General features: G+C 64.4%; 12 protein-coding genes and 1 pseudogene. 8 read left to right on the forward strand and 5 right to left on the reverse strand.

All coding sequences use genetic code 11. From position 1 onward, the window contains the following. Nucleotides 1–70 precede the first annotated feature (70 nt). Nucleotides 71–1417, reverse strand: coding sequence for a serine/threonine-protein kinase (locus tag QHF84_RS07355; RefSeq protein ID WP_281312472.1), 1347 nt, complete (start codon nt 1415–1417; stop codon nt 71–73). A gap of 288 nt (nt 1418–1705) precedes the next feature. Here QHF84_RS07355 and QHF84_RS07360 point away from each other — a divergent pair, with 288 nt between their 5' ends. Beyond that, the gene (locus QHF84_RS07360; RefSeq protein WP_281312473.1) at nt 1706–1930 is read left to right on the forward strand and encodes a hypothetical protein; all 225 of its coding nucleotides are present in this window, start codon (nt 1706–1708) and stop codon (nt 1928–1930) included. A 1794-nt stretch (nt 1931–3724) separates the two neighbouring features. Then, the gene (locus QHF84_RS07365; protein WP_281312474.1) at nt 3725–4342 is read left to right on the forward strand and encodes a toll/interleukin-1 receptor domain-containing protein; all 618 of its coding nucleotides are present in this window, start codon (nt 3725–3727) and stop codon (nt 4340–4342) included. 590 nt (nt 4343–4932) lie between these two features. Here QHF84_RS07365 and QHF84_RS07370 read toward each other — a convergent pair. After that, nucleotides 4933–6945 carry a serine/threonine-protein kinase gene (locus tag QHF84_RS07370; protein WP_281312475.1) on the reverse strand — a complete coding sequence of 671 codons (2013 nt, stop codon included), beginning with the start codon at nt 6943–6945 and terminating at the stop codon, nt 4933–4935. Nucleotides 6946–7088: 143 nt separating this feature from the next. On the opposite strand from QHF84_RS07370, the pseudogene QHF84_RS50225 reads away from it, so the two are divergent. The 5 genes and pseudogenes from QHF84_RS50225 to QHF84_RS07390 all read left to right on the forward strand — a co-directional run. After that, nucleotides 7089–7232: pseudogene (locus QHF84_RS50225) on the forward strand (DUF4236 domain-containing protein); the annotation flags it as partial. Between the two features lie 126 nt (nt 7233–7358). Then, nucleotides 7359–9062: a hypothetical protein gene (locus QHF84_RS07375; RefSeq protein WP_281312476.1), complete on the forward strand. Its 1704-nt coding sequence runs from the start codon at nt 7359–7361 to the stop codon at nt 9060–9062. After that, nucleotides 9062–10276, forward strand: coding sequence for a hypothetical protein (locus QHF84_RS07380; RefSeq protein ID WP_281312477.1), 1215 nt, complete (start codon nt 9062–9064; stop codon nt 10274–10276). Before QHF84_RS07375 ends, QHF84_RS07380 begins: the two co-directional genes overlap by 1 nt. A 34-nt stretch (nt 10277–10310) precedes the next feature. Then, a complete protein-coding gene (locus QHF84_RS07385) occupies nt 10311–11606 on the forward strand; it encodes a hypothetical protein (RefSeq protein ID WP_281312478.1) in 1296 nt (431 codons plus the stop codon). A 9-nt stretch (nt 11607–11615) separates the two neighbouring features. Further along, a complete protein-coding gene (locus QHF84_RS07390) occupies nt 11616–13226 on the forward strand; it encodes a hypothetical protein (RefSeq protein WP_281312479.1) in 1611 nt (536 codons plus the stop codon). A 171-nt stretch (nt 13227–13397) separates the two neighbouring features. On the opposite strand, the gene QHF84_RS07395 is transcribed toward QHF84_RS07390, so the two are convergent. From QHF84_RS07395 to QHF84_RS07405, 3 genes are all read right to left on the reverse strand, one after another. After that, nucleotides 13398–13925: a hypothetical protein gene (locus tag QHF84_RS07395; RefSeq protein ID WP_281312480.1), complete on the reverse strand. Its 528-nt coding sequence runs from the start codon at nt 13923–13925 to the stop codon at nt 13398–13400. A 78-nt stretch (nt 13926–14003) separates the two neighbouring features. After that, nucleotides 14004–14387, reverse strand: a complete 384-nt coding sequence (locus tag QHF84_RS07400) for a PD-(D/E)XK nuclease family protein (protein WP_281312481.1) — start codon at nt 14385–14387, stop codon at nt 14004–14006. Beyond that, nucleotides 14384–14872: a hypothetical protein gene (locus QHF84_RS07405; RefSeq protein ID WP_281312482.1), complete on the reverse strand. Its 489-nt coding sequence runs from the start codon at nt 14870–14872 to the stop codon at nt 14384–14386. Before QHF84_RS07405 ends, QHF84_RS07400 begins: the two co-directional genes overlap by 4 nt. On the opposite strand from QHF84_RS07405, the gene QHF84_RS07410 reads away from it, so the two are divergent. Next, the gene (locus tag QHF84_RS07410) at nt 14871–15149 is read left to right on the forward strand and encodes a hypothetical protein (protein WP_281312483.1); all 279 of its coding nucleotides are present in this window, start codon (nt 14871–14873) and stop codon (nt 15147–15149) included. The genes QHF84_RS07405 and QHF84_RS07410 overlap by 2 nt on opposite strands. Nucleotides 15150–15521 lie beyond the last annotated feature (372 nt).

Here is a 15521-nt window from a genome sequence, read left to right on the forward strand (position 1 = left end):
ATTGGTCTGGTCGCCTGTTCAGCGGCAACACATGTTGCCGGACCGGGAGACGCGTGGCGCTACGAAGGATCTACCGAGCCAAACCGAGGATCACGGCCACACCGACGCCAAAGGCCACGAGGGCGCTCACGGCGAGGCCCACGATGGGCGGGCGCCTCCGCTTTTTCGACGTCGGCGCGATGCTCGAGCGTGCGGCGGGCCTCTCCACGTTTTGCGTGGACGGCGGCGGCGGTGGGCTCGGTGGGGGGGCGGGGCGCTGTGCCTGTGCGAGCACCGCGCGCGAATCGATCAGGAGCGCAGTTCCGCGGGGACCCGTGATCGGTTTCACGGGTTCCTGCCCGAGGATCGCCGTTCCTCCTTTGCTGACCGGCCGTGTCTGTGCCGACGAGGACGGCAAGGGCATCGTGGTATCCACCGCCGGCGCTGCCGTCCATGGCAGCATCGGTAGAATGGGCGCCGAGGCATTCCGGGCCAATGGTTCCGTCGTTTCGAGCTTCGCCGGCACCTCCGGGAGCGTCGCGGCGGGCGAGGGAAGCGCCATGGCGCGCTCCGCGAGGCCCACGTGTACCCGTGACCCTTCCTCGGGTCCCACGTAGGGCTGAAGCAGGCGCTCGACCACCGCGGCGGACGCAATCCGTTTGGCCCGGTCACGCTCGAGGCACATCGCCACGACGTCGTCGAACGCCGGCTCCACATGGCGCAGGATCTCCGAAACGCGGGGAATCTTCCCGGTCGCGATCCGAATGAGCAGCTCTTGCCCCCCACCTTGAAATGGCCTCGTGCCCGCGAGCATCTCGAAAAGCACGACGCCGAGCGACCAGATGTCTGTGCGGGTGTCCAGATCCCGCACGGCACGAATGGCCTCCGGGCTCATGTACGCCGGGGACCCGACGGCGCCACCGACGGCCGTCACGAGGGATTCGTTTGCTGCGAGGTTCTTCGCGACACCGAAATCGAGGACCTTCACGACGAGCCCGTCGACCCCAGCCTCCTGATGAAGAAACACATTGGCGGGCTTGAGGTCCCGGTGAATGACGTTCACGCCGTGGGCAGCGGTAAGAGCGCGGGCGATATCACGCCCGATCTGAGCGGCGAGAGGCTGCGGAAGTCGACGCTTCCGACGAAGCAACTCGGCGAGCGTTTCGCCGGAAAGGAGCTGCATCACGAGGTACGGCTCTCCCTCGGGGGTCTCCCCTGTGTCGTGAATTTCGATGACGTTCCGATGCGTGATCGAGCCGCAAATGCGGGCTTCACGGAGCAGTCGGTGCCGGAGATCGCCGGATGGCCTGGTGAGCAGCTTGATGGCCACGTGCCGCTGGGTGGTCTCGTGCAAGGCCTCCCAGACGACGCCCATGGCACCCGCGCCAAGCTGGCGCACTAAGCGATACTTGTCTCCGAGTCGATCCCCGGCCTTCATCCGGGGCGTCCTAACATCGTTGGCTCTGGCTCGACAAGTTTTGTGCAGGGGCCAACAGGTGTGCAGCGGTCGGTTGTCCAGCAGCGAGCTACCGTCCCGCCCGTAATTCGCCAACCCTTCGGTACAACCAACGCATCCGTGCCAGGCGTGCGATTTGCACCCGAGTGCACCGAGGTGAGTGAATGGCCGAAAGGCTGATTGGCCTGAGCGCGTGCGGGCCCGGCGCCGAAGAAGCCGCGGCGCTCGAAAGCGGGGAAGAAGCGAGACAGCGCGGAGCCGAGGACGAACGTGTTCAAGGTGGGTCAGCCCATTGAACATGACTTTCGACCCGCGGTCCGGGACTACCTCGCGGGGGAGCGGCGCGAGCTCGGCGTGCAGACGCTCGTCGCGGGGCACTGGAAGAGGCAGTCGCATGGGCCGGGGTTCTCGCTGCGGAGGCCGGTCTACGTGATGCCGCACTGGCGCGGGGAGGCGGGGGCGCCGATCTTGGCGAGGCCCATCCGTCTCGGGTAGCGCGTGCCGCACGGTTTGTAGTGTGGAACCCCGGAACGAGAAAAGTTGACATGGCCTGCATGAAAACGCCTCTGAGCTGTCCGGTATAGGTGTGACCACCGAACTCGTCCCCTCGCCGTCGTTCCTCGACCTTTACCGGAGGTACGCGGAGCTCCTCCCGAGGTGGTTCCGATATCTTCGGCTCTGCGATTGGGACGCGGCGGATGCCGCGCAAGAGGTATGGGCCGAGGTCGGGAAAAATCCCGAGCAGATCCCTGCGACCCCCGCGAGGCGCAGCTCGCGCTGTTCAAGTTCGCGGCGCGTATTGCCGACCGCCTGCGGCAGCGCGCGCGGCGGGAAGCAGCCCGGCTGGACGACACGCGCGCACCGGACGAGCTCGCGCCGAGGGGGACATCGAAGACAAGCAGCCGAGGCTCTCGCCCTGATGGAAGCCCTCGACGCGCTCGATCCGCAAACGAGGCGCTTGTCGTGGCGAGCAGGGGGTATGACCGCACCGACCGAGAGAGCGCCGAGGAGGAGGGGTTCACCCCGTCAGCGTGCAGTCGCGGGTTTGGCGGACCTGTGCGGAGCTCTGGCGTCAGGTTCGCGGCCACCGCGACGAGGAAAAGGACCGTCGGCGCGGCGCGCTCCCGCTCCCGGGCATGCTCGTCATCAAGCCCGAGTTCAAGGCCGCGATGTGCGCCATCTGGGAGGCCGAGGGCCGTTTGCCCCTCGTTCGGCGGACCTGGCGGTCCTGGCGGGCCTCCGCGTCCCCCGCCGCCGACACCGCCATTCTCACCGATGGTGCCAGCCGCGCCCTCCGTGCCTTGGGTTGCAGTCCGGTCGGGGTTCTTCTGGCCCTGCTCATCTTGGTGGTGGTCGTCGTGGTCGCTCCTGCCGGCCTCGTGATGGTCACCCTGCAAGTGGTCGACGGCGACGAACCCCTACGGGCCCGCGCAGGCCTCGACGTGCCGCCTCCTCTTCCTGGCGTTCATCGACGGACACGACATCCCGCCCAGCGAGCGGCGGCAGATCGTCGCTGCCTTCGAACGAGCGCTCCTCGTGTTTGCCGTCGATGTGCCGCATGCCCGACGAGTTCCGAACGTGCGTCAAGCGGACGGGTGAGCACGCGTGCCCCACGGGCTGGGACAAGGGCGAGCGGTTCATCGTGTACGAGGTGACGAGCTCGCGCCAAGGCTGGATCGAAGGACGCGCGTGCACGGCATGCGCATGCGGCGCGCCCGTCGGCGGGGGATGCCTCGCGCGCATCCGCACGTTCGAGGATGGCGCGTGTTCGAAGCTCCTCTCGGACGACCCGATCGCGTCCTTCGGCGAGCAGTGCACGAACGTCCGAGCAGGCGGTGAACTTTCTGCTGTCGACCGCCGGAGGTGTGAAGCCTACACATCCGGTCCTGACGGACTCGATCATGCAGGTGTTCCAGGGGGAGGCTCGCGTTTGTCACCGTTCTGGTGGTACGGGCCGAGCCTCACCTCGACACGGCGTCCCGCAGCCACACTCGCAACCGTTTGGCTGCCGGACGGCTCGGTAGGTGACTCGGCACGACGGGATGCGTGGTCACAAAAGATTGGGGATTTGCCTTGCGGTTTGGAACCGTGTCATGAGATTTATACGTCCGTGGGGCCTGAGTGCTGTTCGGGAGCTTCTGGTCAACGAGCCACATTCGCGCTGCGGGGTGTGTGGCGGTCCGGCAACTGGACCGTACTCGAGGCTTCCGCTGGTCGGGTCGACGCCCGGCTGGTCGACGCCTGGCATGAGCAACCATCAGAACCTCGCCAACGAGAAGGATTCGGTACATGATCGCAAAGCCGCCGACCGTTTTCGTCTCCTATGCATGGGAGGACGATGTAAAGGTTTGGGTGCGCAATTTTGCTACGCGTCTTCGGAGAGAGGGGGGAATCGACGTACATATCGATCAGTGGCATCTCGCTCCGGGCGACCCACTGCCAGCATTCATGGAAAACGCCGTCCGCACAAACGACTTCGTTCTTCTTGTCTGCACCCCAAAGTACAAAGCGAAGTCGGACACGAGGCAGGGCGGCGTTGGCTATGAGGGGGACATCATCACTGGGGAAGTCTTCGCCAAAGCGAATCATCGCAAATTCATCCCTATTCTGCGTAAGGGCGATTGGTTGTCGGCAGCTCCAAGTTTCCTTCTGGCAAAGGTATACATCGATCTTCGCGGCGACCCCTACAATGAATCTGCGTATCAGGACCTTCTCAATGCACTACACGGACGCCTGGAACGACCGCCCACTCTCGGGCTTGCACCCGCTTTCAGCGGTGAAAATCCCGACGCAAGCGGCAATTTGTCAAAATTAATCGCCCACAGTGTGGTAGCACAACCGGCAATCGTGCGCAACTGGCCCCAGCCAATAAAGGCGCCTCGATCTTCGGTGTCAAGCGTACTGTAATCGGCGCTCTGATTGTTTGTTTGCTAGTACTCGCTGCAGCATTCATTGGTCTATCGAAGCTCGTGTCTCCAAGCACGCAGGCGGACTCGAAGCCTATGTTTCCATCTCCGAGCACTCAGGCGGAGCAGCTGGGACAGCCGGAGCGGGGATGGATCGAAGCATACGGAGCGGCGATCGACTCAGGCGACGTGGACCGCATCATTGCGTTGCATGTGCTGCCTACTCGGCGCTTCTTCACAGCGCGAAATCAAGACGCGACGCAGCTCCGCAAGCTATACCAAGGCTGGTTCGACGGGGATGGTCGCACGAAACGAACGGGATTCGACAATTGCTCGCTCGCGACCTTGGCTAGCGATGGAGCACGCGCCCTGCGCTGCGAAACTTATGTTGAACCGCCGTTCTTGAAGAACCCGTCCAGGGTGCCTACTTGTCTCGTATTCAGGAGCGATGGGAAGCTACTATCGCGAACGGAGATATCAAAAGGAAACGATTGTCCGCCCCAGTGAGCCTGGAAGCATGCATCGCGCCGAAGCGTCGCGTCTGCATGCGGTAGCAACGTCGCCGGGGACCGCTACGGGACAACCGGACCTTCACATCGGATCGTCGATGTGCAGGGTGACCCTGTAGGCCCGTCTCTCCTCGCTGAACGAATTCGACACGACATCGCGGAAAACGAGGCCCAGGCACAGCGCCGTGACGCGTACCTTGTCTTCATGGCGTGCGTTCAACCTCTCTGCGATGATATCGTTGCCGTCACGAATCCTGATGTCGATGCCATCCTCATGAATGTCCGAGGTTGTCGCTCGCATGCGCGTCAGCTGCGTATTGTGTTCGGTCGCAGCGACGGAAGTGCAGGTCCAGCCCTCCCCACGCCTTGCGCTGGGGCGTAGACATACCTCGGCGGTGGGATTGGAGACGCGGACGTTGCGCTCCTCTGTTTTTCCAAGCTTCTCGAGCGCGACGGCGAACCGGAGCAGCCACCTACCGTCAGGATCCAGGTCGTCCGTACAATCCGCTGAAACGCACGCCCTTTTGGATGGGCAGTCGGAGCAGCGTTCTTTGGCCGGGTCGCAGAGGCTCTTCTTTTCGGCCGTATTCTGAGGGTTTGTTGCACAGTTTTTTCCGCCGCAACACACCGCGGGGCATTCCTGCGACGAGGGTGGAAGTAGCGGCGGATCGGGTGGTTCCGGCTCGAGCTTTCCGACTGTGGTCGCTACTGGGCTCGTCGAGACGGGCAACACGGGCGAGGGGGGATCGGGGGTGACTCTTGCAGGCGTGGACGGGAGGGAAGGGAGCATCGAAGCCACGGGATTGGCGTCGCGCTCGCTCTCGTCGCCACCTCGCAATGCGAAGACCGCCACGATCACGGCGAGCACGGCACCAACAGCCAGACCGGCGAGGATGGGCGTCTGTGGCGTCATGGGAATGGCTGACGGCGGCGGAGGTGGTATTTCTACGGGAGGCCTGTGTAATGCGTGGAGCAACGGGCTGCTCGGTTCCGTGACGCGCGGTGGTGCGGGCGTGGGCGCAGTCATGGGAGCTGTCGTGCCCTGTTCCGTGCGCACGGCCATGGAGAGCTCCGTCCGCGGCAATACGACCTGTCCTCCGCGAGATAGGCGGAGCAAGTCGACCCCCGACCGGGGCCTTCCGGAAGGATCTAGGCTCAGGCATGCGGCAATGGCTCTCGCCCACGGGCCCGGGAGAGCTGGCGGGGGCCAAGCGAGGCTTCCATGGGCAGCGGAGCGATACGCCCGTCCAAAGGCTTCGAGGGGCGCATCCACCGGCAATCCCGTGGGATGTCGTCCCAGCAAGAGTTCCGCACCGAGGACGCCAAAGGCGAACATGTCCCGACCGAAGCCACGATCGTCCCGCGGCGCGGACATGCGGGCGGCGAGGTCGGGCGCGACGAGCTCCGGCGCGAGGTAAGGCACGGTTCCGAGCACGGTGCCCGTCGCGGTGAGCGGTCGGGGATTGCCGAGCTCCACGGCGATGCCGAAATCAACGAGCTTGACCGTACCGGGGCTCGTCGGTGCCGTCCAGAATCGTTCGGTGACGAGGATGTTGTCCGGCTTGAGGTCGCGGTGGACGATGTTGCGCTCGTGCACGAACGCGAGCGCCTCGGCGATCTGCTCGAGGAGCGCGGCCCGGTGCGCAGCCGTCATGCGCGGATCCTGGATGAGATCGGAGAGCGGCTCCCCGTCGACCAGCTCGAGGACCAGGCCGGACACCCCGGCGGCGATGTCCTCGAAGAGGCCGTGACAAACGATCAGCGCGGGGTGCGGAGCCTTGGCGAGCGCATGGGCCTCCCGCCGAGCGCGCTCGAATGCCTCGGGCGTGGCGCGCTCGCGTGGGACGAGCTTGACGGCGCGCAGGGCACGGTTCTCGAGGAGATCAGCCGCCTTCCAGACGGTTCCCTGTCCTCCCTCGCCCAGCGGTTCGAGAAGTTCGTACCGATCGATGCGTTGGCCTGCACGAACGCGCATTCTTGTGCTTCTACACAAACAGGCGGAGGATGTTAAGTGGCTTTCGTCGATCGTGGGTTGGCTTCTCGGTCTTCGACTTCGCGTCTCAGAAGTCGCATCCTCGACCTCATCGCTGTGCACGGCGTGACGACCCCGCCCCCGGTACGGGGGGCCCCGACGCACACAGAGGAACGGATCAGGATGTTGGTCTTCCCAACACCGTTGCCTTCGGATACGATGCTCGCGGGGTTCTGTGCCCCCATGCGCTCCCTGGCGGATCCGACATGGGTTTCAAGAAGAGTTTCAAGCTGCCGGGGGGCACCCGGGTCAACCTGAGCAAGCGCGGTGTCGGCGTGTCCGTCGGTGTTCGCGGCTTGCGCGTCAGCACGGGTCCTGCCGGAACCAGGTTACACACGAGTATTCCTGGCACAGGTATTCGATCCTCTACTTCGCTAGGGGGACGGTCCTCCCATGCCGCGGCACAGAGCGGGGTGCAGAGCGGCCCAGGCAGTTCGAGTTGTGCCTCATCGATGGGAATCGGGTGCCTCGCGCTCGTGGCGATCGGCATCCTCTTGAAGCTGTTGCAGCTCCTGGCGGACGCCGCGCTGGCGGTGTTCTCCACGGTATGGCCCTGGCTCATCATGGCTTCGTTGGGGCTCTGGTATGTCGCGAAGCGCCTCCTCGCGACCTGGCGGCGACAACGGTTCGAGAAACGGTTTTTCGATGCCTTAATTGCGATCTCTACACCTGGTGGAGACGCAGGGCCCCTCTTGTCGAGGCTTTCCCTCGAGGCGCCCGGCGAGGCCGACATCCCGCTCCTTCTTGCCTTGCATTCCGCAAGCGCCGGCGACACGTCGGGCGCGCTCGCCGCGGTGGACATGGCGCTTGCATGTGCGGGAACACTCGGACGCCTGTCAGGGGGCTTGACGCTGCGCTTTCCTGGAAGCTTGGCGTCGCTATCGTTCGCTCTCCATGAAGGCGGCTGGGAAGCGCTGCAGGTGTTGCGTAACGATCTACTCATTCGCCTGGGGCGAGCCGCCGAAGTCGTGGCGCCGCAATCGCTGAGCATGCATGGGCCCATGCGAGTCATGCAGCTCGCGACCGCCGCAGACGCCAGCATCGCAGTGGGCAATGTTGAGCAGGCCATTGGGGCTCTGGAGCAGGCCACGGCAGCAGGTGCATTGCCTCGCGTGAAGAGCGCGCTTCAATACAAGAAGGCCAGGGCGTTGGAGGTGGCAGGGAACCGAGACCGGGCCATCGCCGAGTATTCGAACCTGTTGCAGGACGGCGGATACGAGGATGCTCAGGAGCGCATGGATGCGCTCGTCGCCGCAAGGGACGAAGAATCGTTGGCGCAAGCGGTTCAGCGGATGAAGAGCGCGCGCACCGTGCCCGAACTACGTGCGGTGCTCGATGCCGCGCTGCGTGAGGTCACCCTGGACCCGACGCGCCAGAGGTTGCGCAGGGCGGCGCATCCGATCGAAGCGGACGTCAGATCACGATTGCAGGCAGAAGCCAGCGCACTGGAGGAGCGGGTCTCGCAATCCGCGATCGAGCAGCTCGTTCAGGCCAAGACCACGGCAGCTCGTCAGAGCGTGCTCGATCGCGCGTTGGCGAACATCTCTGATGCAAAGCGAGCCGAGCGATTGCGAGCGGAGGCAACACGCATCGAGGCGGAAGCGCAGGCGCTGATTCGTGCCCAAGCTGAGGAGGAGCAGGCGAGGCGGCACGCGGAGACAGAACAGCGCGAAGAGTACGCCTTCGAAAGGGCGCTTAGGGAGATGCGCGTTGCTTCGAGCCCCGCTCTCCTCGAAGTCGCGCGCGAGAGGGGCCTGAGTACCCTATCGGATCCCACTCGGCGGGAGCGATTTCAAGCAGCAGCAACCAAGGTTTCTGAAGAAGTTCATGCCCGATGGACGGCCGAGCTCGAGGCGGAAGAAGAAAATGCGTTCCGACGGACCGTCATCAAGATGGAGGCCGCACGCGGCCCTGCCGGGCGACGGTCAGCCCTGGAGGCGGGGCTTCGTGAGATCACGAGTCCGCAGAAACGGGAGCGGCTGCTGGTCGAGGCGTCGCGAATCGAGGTCGAAGCGGTGCTCGACAAAGTTGACGGCCTGAAGACCGCGGCCGCGAAGAAGCGTAATCTGCAGACAGCGCTTGAGGCGCTCCGCAATGACGACGTTCCGGACGAGCTGCAGGCGAAGCAGATCCAATGGCTCGAGGATGCCCTCGCTGAACTGGACGGGAGGGGGAAGTAGTGGATCATCGCAAGCCGGAGGAGGGGGGTTTGGAGGTCACCGCGGAGGTACCTGTTGCAAACCTCGACCAGATCTTCCCACGTCCTCACCCGTCAGCAGAGTTTGTTTTTCGCCTAGGTGGTGCATCGCTTCTGCTGGGCGCCATTACAGGGATTCCTGCAATCTTGCTGGCAAGGCTGGTCCAGCGGGAGATCGCCGAGTCGGCAGGGCGATACGCGGGGGAGAGCCACGCGCGGCGAGGGGAATTTCTCGGTGCGGTGGGAACCTACGGGAGCGGGTTCCTGGTCCTGTTTGCGCTGGCGTACTCGTGGCCCGCAGTGGCGGCAGCTGGTGCAGTGACCGCGGCGATGGGCGGGCTCGTCGCGTTCGTGACGCGTGGCCAGGAGCCTACCCAGCCGCTATCTGCTCTTGGGGTTTGGTTGCGCCGGACGCCTGGATGGATCGCCATCGGCGGCGTGCTGGTCTCCGCTGTTGGAGGGTTCTTCGTCGGGCAGAAAGCAGAAGAGAGCGCACGCATCGAGGCAATGGCTCGATGTGACGAGCGCATGCGCGAGGCCGAGGAGGCGAAGGCCACGAATGCATTCGAGCTAGCGAGGAGCAGCCTCCGGGAGGCGCGCACATCGTGCCTGGGAACGCAGGTCGAAAAGCTCGCTGCGGCCGAGGTCGACCTCGGCGCGAAGGAGACCGCGTACAAGGAGCGGCGTCAGAAGGAGGAGGCTGAGCGGCGTGTCCAGGCCGAGCGGGAAGCCGCAGAGCAGCGGAAGCGCATGTTCGAGTTTGGCGTGGATGCTGCGGCTACGGCTCTGAAGCATGCAACAGACGAGGCTGTGCGCGGCAAGTGGACCGAGGCGAAGGAGGACATCGACAAGGCGGAAAAGTCGCTGAGGGATGTTGCCTGGGCGGAGTTCACGACGGAAAAGCGGTGGCGGGATCTGAGTGCGCAGATCGAGCCGCTGCGGAAGCGGATTGCTCCTGGGCTCGAGCAGCAGCGGAAGGCCGAGGAGGCGGCGCTCGCGCGGAAGATTGCGGCCGATGAGGCGGCGATCCAGAGGCAGGAAGCGGAGCGGAAGCGCCAGGAGGCGGCGGAGGCGGCGCGCGAGGCGAATAGGCACGTGCTTTGCCGCGACGGGACGGTGTCGCCGACGTGCCTGTGCAGTAGGGCCAGCAAGCGAGGGTGTTGCTCGCATCATGGTGGGGTTGCAGGGTGTGAGTGAATCGTAAGAAGGGCAGGCAGCAGACGTGGAAGACTTGAGCCAGAAGTCGCTCATCGCGCAGTGCCGCCACAAGGCGTCCGCTCTGATCGAGGCACGACGTTTCGCCGACGGGTTGGCGGTTCTCGAGCACGCCCTTTGTCGCGCTCCGGACGATCTCAATCTCCTGGAGTATTACGTAGATGCCGCTCGTAAAGCCGCCGAGTCGGCGTCCACGGAAGACGAGATTCTCGAACGGCTGGCGGCATTGGAAGCGTTCATGCGCGGAAGGATCGCGCTCGTCCCGTTCGAGGCGCTCGATCGCGTCCTGGCGTGGGTCGCGGAGATTGGCCGGGCGCGAGAGCAGAAAAGCGTCGCGAGCAACGTGTCGCCCGAGGCGAGTGCGCTACCTCCCGAAGTCGCAGCCGTTGCAGAGGGGCGCTTTGATCGAGCGCCGCCGAGCGATACCCGTGATTTGCGAGCCCGGATCGCCGCTCTCGAATCTGCCCGCGTGCTCCCGTCGAGCGCGGCCATCGTCGAGGATATCGAAACGGCGCTGGAGTCTGCTCAGATGGCGCTCGCGTGGGACGAGATCGCGCCGACGTTGAGCAACGAGCTTGCCCGCCTATCCTCTCGCCCGCCGGTGGTTAGGGCTTACCTGCTTCAGAGCATCGAAAATTCGCTGCGACCGTTCGCATCAAAGTCGGACCGCCTTGGCCCGGAGCGCTCTGAGGGCGTATGCGTGCTGCTTCAGTCCCTGCGCGAGGCTAGCGAGGCGCTAGCCACCGAGACGCGCGAGGCGGAGGCGCGCGCTCGTTGGAAGGGCTTCCGCGAGAAGTACGCGGCCCCCATCGACACCATCGAAAAGTGGGCGGAGCCGTGGGGCCATTATCCCGACGGCGCCTGCCAGAAAATCCTCGAGCAGATCCGGCAGGTCGCTGCAGCTCTGCAGCCGCTCATCCCAGCACTCGGTGATACAGCCGCGGCACGAGACGCAAACGACCTCGCGCAGCGGCTCCAGCAGCAGGCCTCGCGCGCCGTCACCGCGCAACAAAACCGCTTTGATCAATTTGCTCTTGACTGCATGCGGGCGGGATACGATGCCTGCGCAAGCTACATCGGAATCATCGATAAAGAGAAAGACCTCGGTGACGCGATGATCACACATTTCGGTCCGCTCGATCCGCGCCAGCTCGGGCCCGAGGCGCAGCGGGCATTCAGCGAGATCTTCGAGGTCCTCTTCCAGCGGCTTGACAAAGTCAGCGCCGGGTCGGACGCAGAGAAGCGAGGAACGAAGCTCTACGTCCTCAAGCGGATCATGGAGACGAAACGACGCACGGTGTCCGAATTCTAGGAGTACAGTATGGATGACCTCGCGTTGAACGCGCACGTCCCGCTCATCGCCGGCTCGCCGATGCCGCTAGGCGCGGTTTCGGTCACTCTGCACCGCGGGGCGATCGAAGCGTGGCGCATGAACGCGCCGAAGGGGGTCGTAGGTGAGCGTCTCATGTCGGACATCTTCACGCGTGGGGTGGCCGAACGCGGGGGCGCCCCGTGGTGTGCGCTGTCGCCAGATCGGCCAGGTGGAACGGGCATCGACGGCCTGTTCGTTCGAGTGGGCCGAAACGGTCAACTCCACTCGCTGATGGTCACAGAGGCGAAGTTCGGGAGTTCGCGCCTGGGCAAGACGCTCAGCGGGTTGCAGATGAGCGATGCGTGGACGCGTCCGCGCCTCGCTACGACGGCGCGGCTGTACGAGGACGCGGCGTGCGCCATGGAGCGAGGGCGCGTCCTGGTGGGAGCGCCGGAAGGGTCGAACTCGCTGCTCGTTCCCCTGGGTGGCGGCCACTCGGCGAACGTCCAGTCCACGGCGCATGGTGTGCTCGTCGATGCACCCAGGGGTGTCAGCCGGCACGCGATCCTCAAGCAACTTCAAGCCACGAGCTCCATCCTGCAACGAGCAGCCCGCGGCAAACTCGCCTATCGAACGCGCCTCTTCCGGATCGAGGCCACCGGGGACGAGTTCAACGTCTGTATCGAGCGTTTGGACCCGAAGACAGGGGCCCCCTTGAAGATCACGGCCCAGTTCCGCGGAAGCTATGCGCGCCTGCCCCGCGAGATTCGACCGTTGCTCAAAGGAGCCATTCGGCAGGCCCTCGTTGATCACGGTACCGACCCCGGTCGGGCGGAAGGTCTCACACGTGAGGTATTGCGGAATCCTCGGGTCTTGAATCAACTGGACCTGACGCGCGCGCGTTGGTGGCGTGTTGGCTTTGATCGAGGTCTCGTCCTGTCGGTATTGGGGGCCACCGCCTCCGCTGGAGGGCGCGCGCTTATGCGCGAGGTTGGGGCGGGCGGTAAGATCGACTGGAAGCCAGTGTTGCGCGACGTCGGAATCGCCGCGCTTGGTGCCGGCGTCGGATACGTGACCGCTCGCCAGGTTCAGGTCCTTTTGGTTGCAACACCCGCCGGACGCAACATTGCTTCGGCGCTCGCGGTGCGCGGGGCGAGCACAACTGCGGTTGGCGCTCTGGGCAGCGCCGCAGCGGGCCTCGCCTCGAGCGCCGTTGTCGCTCTTGGGCTGTACCTCTCGGGAGCAATCGATGGTCGCGGCGCGCGCGTGATGGCGACCGCAGGCGCTGCCGGCGCTGTTGCCTCCGTGGCGCTCTCGGCGGGCGCTTTTGCGACCGCCGCTGCCGTGGGAACAGCCGGGACAGGCACCGCCATTGGTACGCTAAGTGGCGCGGCGTTCAAGAGCGCGGCTCTCGCCTGGTTTGGATGCGGCGGTGGCATGGCCGTCGGCGGAGCGGTGCTCACCGGCGGAGCGGCCCTCGTTGGAATCGCCGCCTCCTATGGCGTCGGGGCGCTCTCCCGCCATCTTGACGAACGAGCGCAAGCCCGCTTGGCCCGCCTTTCGCTGGATGTGGTGGCTGCACACCTCGGTAGACATCCTCCCCGGTTCAGTCCTCGATGAAGAGCCCAGCAGTGCACTCGACGCATGCAACGCTCCTGCTAACCTGTTCTTCGAGTCCTCCTCGTAAAACAATGCATCACACGCCGTCTTGAGCAAGCTCGCCTTTCGCGCAAGGCTCAAATCTGGCGCTTGTGCAGCTACGCTGGTGGCGTCTTCGCCTTGTAGACCGCATCAACGAGCGCAATCATCTTGGAAACCGCCTCTGCAGCGAGATTCGAAAATGCTCGACCCTCGACCAACTGCATGGGCGGAGTCCAAATTTCGTAACCACTCGCGCTCAACCTTTGCCTTGGTCAACTCGGCTTGGATGTACTGCGAATACTTCTTTTTTACTACCGCGGTTGCCCAAAGACCGACTGGCTGCTTTGTGCCTGCGTCGCCCCATAATGAAAACTCGAGCCGATACAGCTTGGGGCTCGTGCCATCGGGCGGATTGAGTTCGATTTTACGATTCTTGGCAGTTGCCCCGGAGAGAAAAGACTTCTTTTGCGCACGCTTCTCCCCGAGGGTCTGGAGGAACGTGGATGCACACAGCTTCAGAAGCGTGACGACCGCCAAGTCGATGTGCTCGCGTGCTGCGGTCAAACCCTCTCGTTCTTTGGCCGAGAGCTCCTTAGGGAGCTTGAGGTCTGCCAGTAGGTCGGTCCAGTAATCTGGCTGCGTCGCGACGAAAGCCAGAATATCGCTAACGGAGTTCATCGGCAGACATCTCCTCGATGAGGTTCAGGGCGGCGTTTTGTAAACCGAATGACTAGTCGTTGAAGGTGCCAGGTCCAGCTACTCCAGAAGAAGAGCGAGTGACTTCAAAAATCGAGCCAGGTATTGGGATGCATAGTCGGACCCGTCGGATAGTGGTATCCATGCTTCGAGGATCTGGTCGAACGTGATGTGCTCGTAGGGCACCGGGCTTGTTGGAGCCTCATGACCAGGTAGAGTGAGATAAACCAAGATACCATCTCGCCCACTACGCTCATGTTCGAGCGCGGCGTAATAATCTTCTAACTGCTTCTTTCCTTCGCTGGCGTCGACCTTGACTTCAATAAACACCAGAAGAGACGGCATAGAGACTCGTACATCGACACGACGACCATTCGAAAGAGTATATTCGGGCGTGACTTCGGCCTTCTGGAGGTCCGCCCTTCCCGGCACCAGCTTGTTCATTGGCATGGTTCCCACAACCACGCCTGCCCCGTGAGCACGCTCTTCGCTTCGCCGAGGCCCCCGATCTTGTCGATTTCAGCCGCATCGTACCGCACCCGGAGCCCGGCCTCCTGCATCGTGATCGACTGGATCAGGAACTCCTGGTCGCTGTACGTGTTCTTCGAGGGGCGCTGGAGGTTCGTCCAGTTCGTCGTCACGGTCGCGTTGTTGCTGAGGAACGTCATCGACTCGCCGACCGCCACGTTGAAGAGCGTGTATTCGCCCTTCGCGATGTGCAGCCATGCGAGCTTCTCGGTTCCGTGGCACTTGCACGGGATCTCGACGACGGAGTAGTAGTGACCGTCCTGGCGCATGACGAACTTGGCGTCGCGTGACGTCCACTTGTTGAAGAGCTCGCGCGCGCCGGTGTTCGGCGGGATGTAGTTGGGGGGCAACTTCGGGCGCGGCTTCACCTTCTGCGGCTGCGTCTTTTGCACCTTTTTCATGCCGGCGCGCTGCCCGCGCCCGCGAGCGCCGCAGGAGCGTGGGCAGTTCCTCGAGCTGTCGAAGCGCGAGCTGTCGCAGTCGACGCGGAACAATACGCAGATCGTGCTCCGGTCGGTGCTGCGATTCGCGAAGGCGCGCGGGTACATCGCGCGGGTGCCAGAGGGGTTGCCGCGGCTCAAGCCGATCGGGCAGTGCATTCTGGAGATTCCGACCGACGAGGAGGTCGACCGGATCCCGCGGCGGCGAGCGCGTCGCAGCAGTTGGCGTTCGGGTTGATGGCGTATGCCGAGCTGCGGCCGAATGAGGTGCGGGGGCTACGGCGGCGGGATGTGCGGCTCCGGTGGGAGGGAGAGGCGGTCGCCGGCGGGTTCGTGAGTGTGCGGGAGGGGCGGTCGTTCGGGGAGACGCATACGCCAAAGACGGGGCAGCGGGAGGTGCCGGTGGCGCCGGAGCTCGGGAGGTTGCTCGCGCCGGTGGAGGCGGGGGCGCGGGAGGAGCTCGTGGCGATGACGGCGCGGGGGAAGCCGTGGGGGCAGTCCGGGAGGGCTGGAGTGCCCGTGCATGTGGTGCAGCGGATGGCGTACGAAGTTCCGAGACCGATGAACGTTTTCCCGCGACCGGGAACAGATGGCGAGCGTCCTCTCGGAC

Source organism: Polyangium sp. y55x31 (genome assembly GCF_029946505.1).
In the GTDB taxonomy this organism is placed as follows: Bacteria; Myxococcota_A; Polyangia; order Polyangiales; family Polyangiaceae; genus Polyangium.

Coding starts and splice junctions, on each gene's coding strand:
- QHF84_RS07395 (WP_281312480.1), bottom strand. CDS start 13,925: ATGAACTCCGTTAGCGATATTCTGGCTTTCGTCGCGACGCAGCCAGAT.
- QHF84_RS07365 (WP_281312474.1), top strand. CDS start 3,725: ATGATCGCAAAGCCGCCGACCGTTTTCGTCTCCTATGCATGGGAGGAC.
- QHF84_RS07400 (WP_281312481.1), bottom strand. CDS start 14,387: ATGAACAAGCTGGTGCCGGGAAGGGCGGACCTCCAGAAGGCCGAAGTC.
- QHF84_RS07410 (WP_281312483.1), top strand. CDS start 14,871: ATGCCGGCGCGCTGCCCGCGCCCGCGAGCGCCGCAGGAGCGTGGGCAG.
- QHF84_RS07405 (WP_281312482.1), bottom strand. CDS start 14,872: ATGAAAAAGGTGCAAAAGACGCAGCCGCAGAAGGTGAAGCCGCGCCCG.
- QHF84_RS07355 (WP_281312472.1), bottom strand. CDS start 1,417: ATGAAGGCCGGGGATCGACTCGGAGACAAGTATCGCTTAGTGCGCCAG.
- QHF84_RS07390 (WP_281312479.1), top strand. CDS start 11,616: ATGGATGACCTCGCGTTGAACGCGCACGTCCCGCTCATCGCCGGCTCG.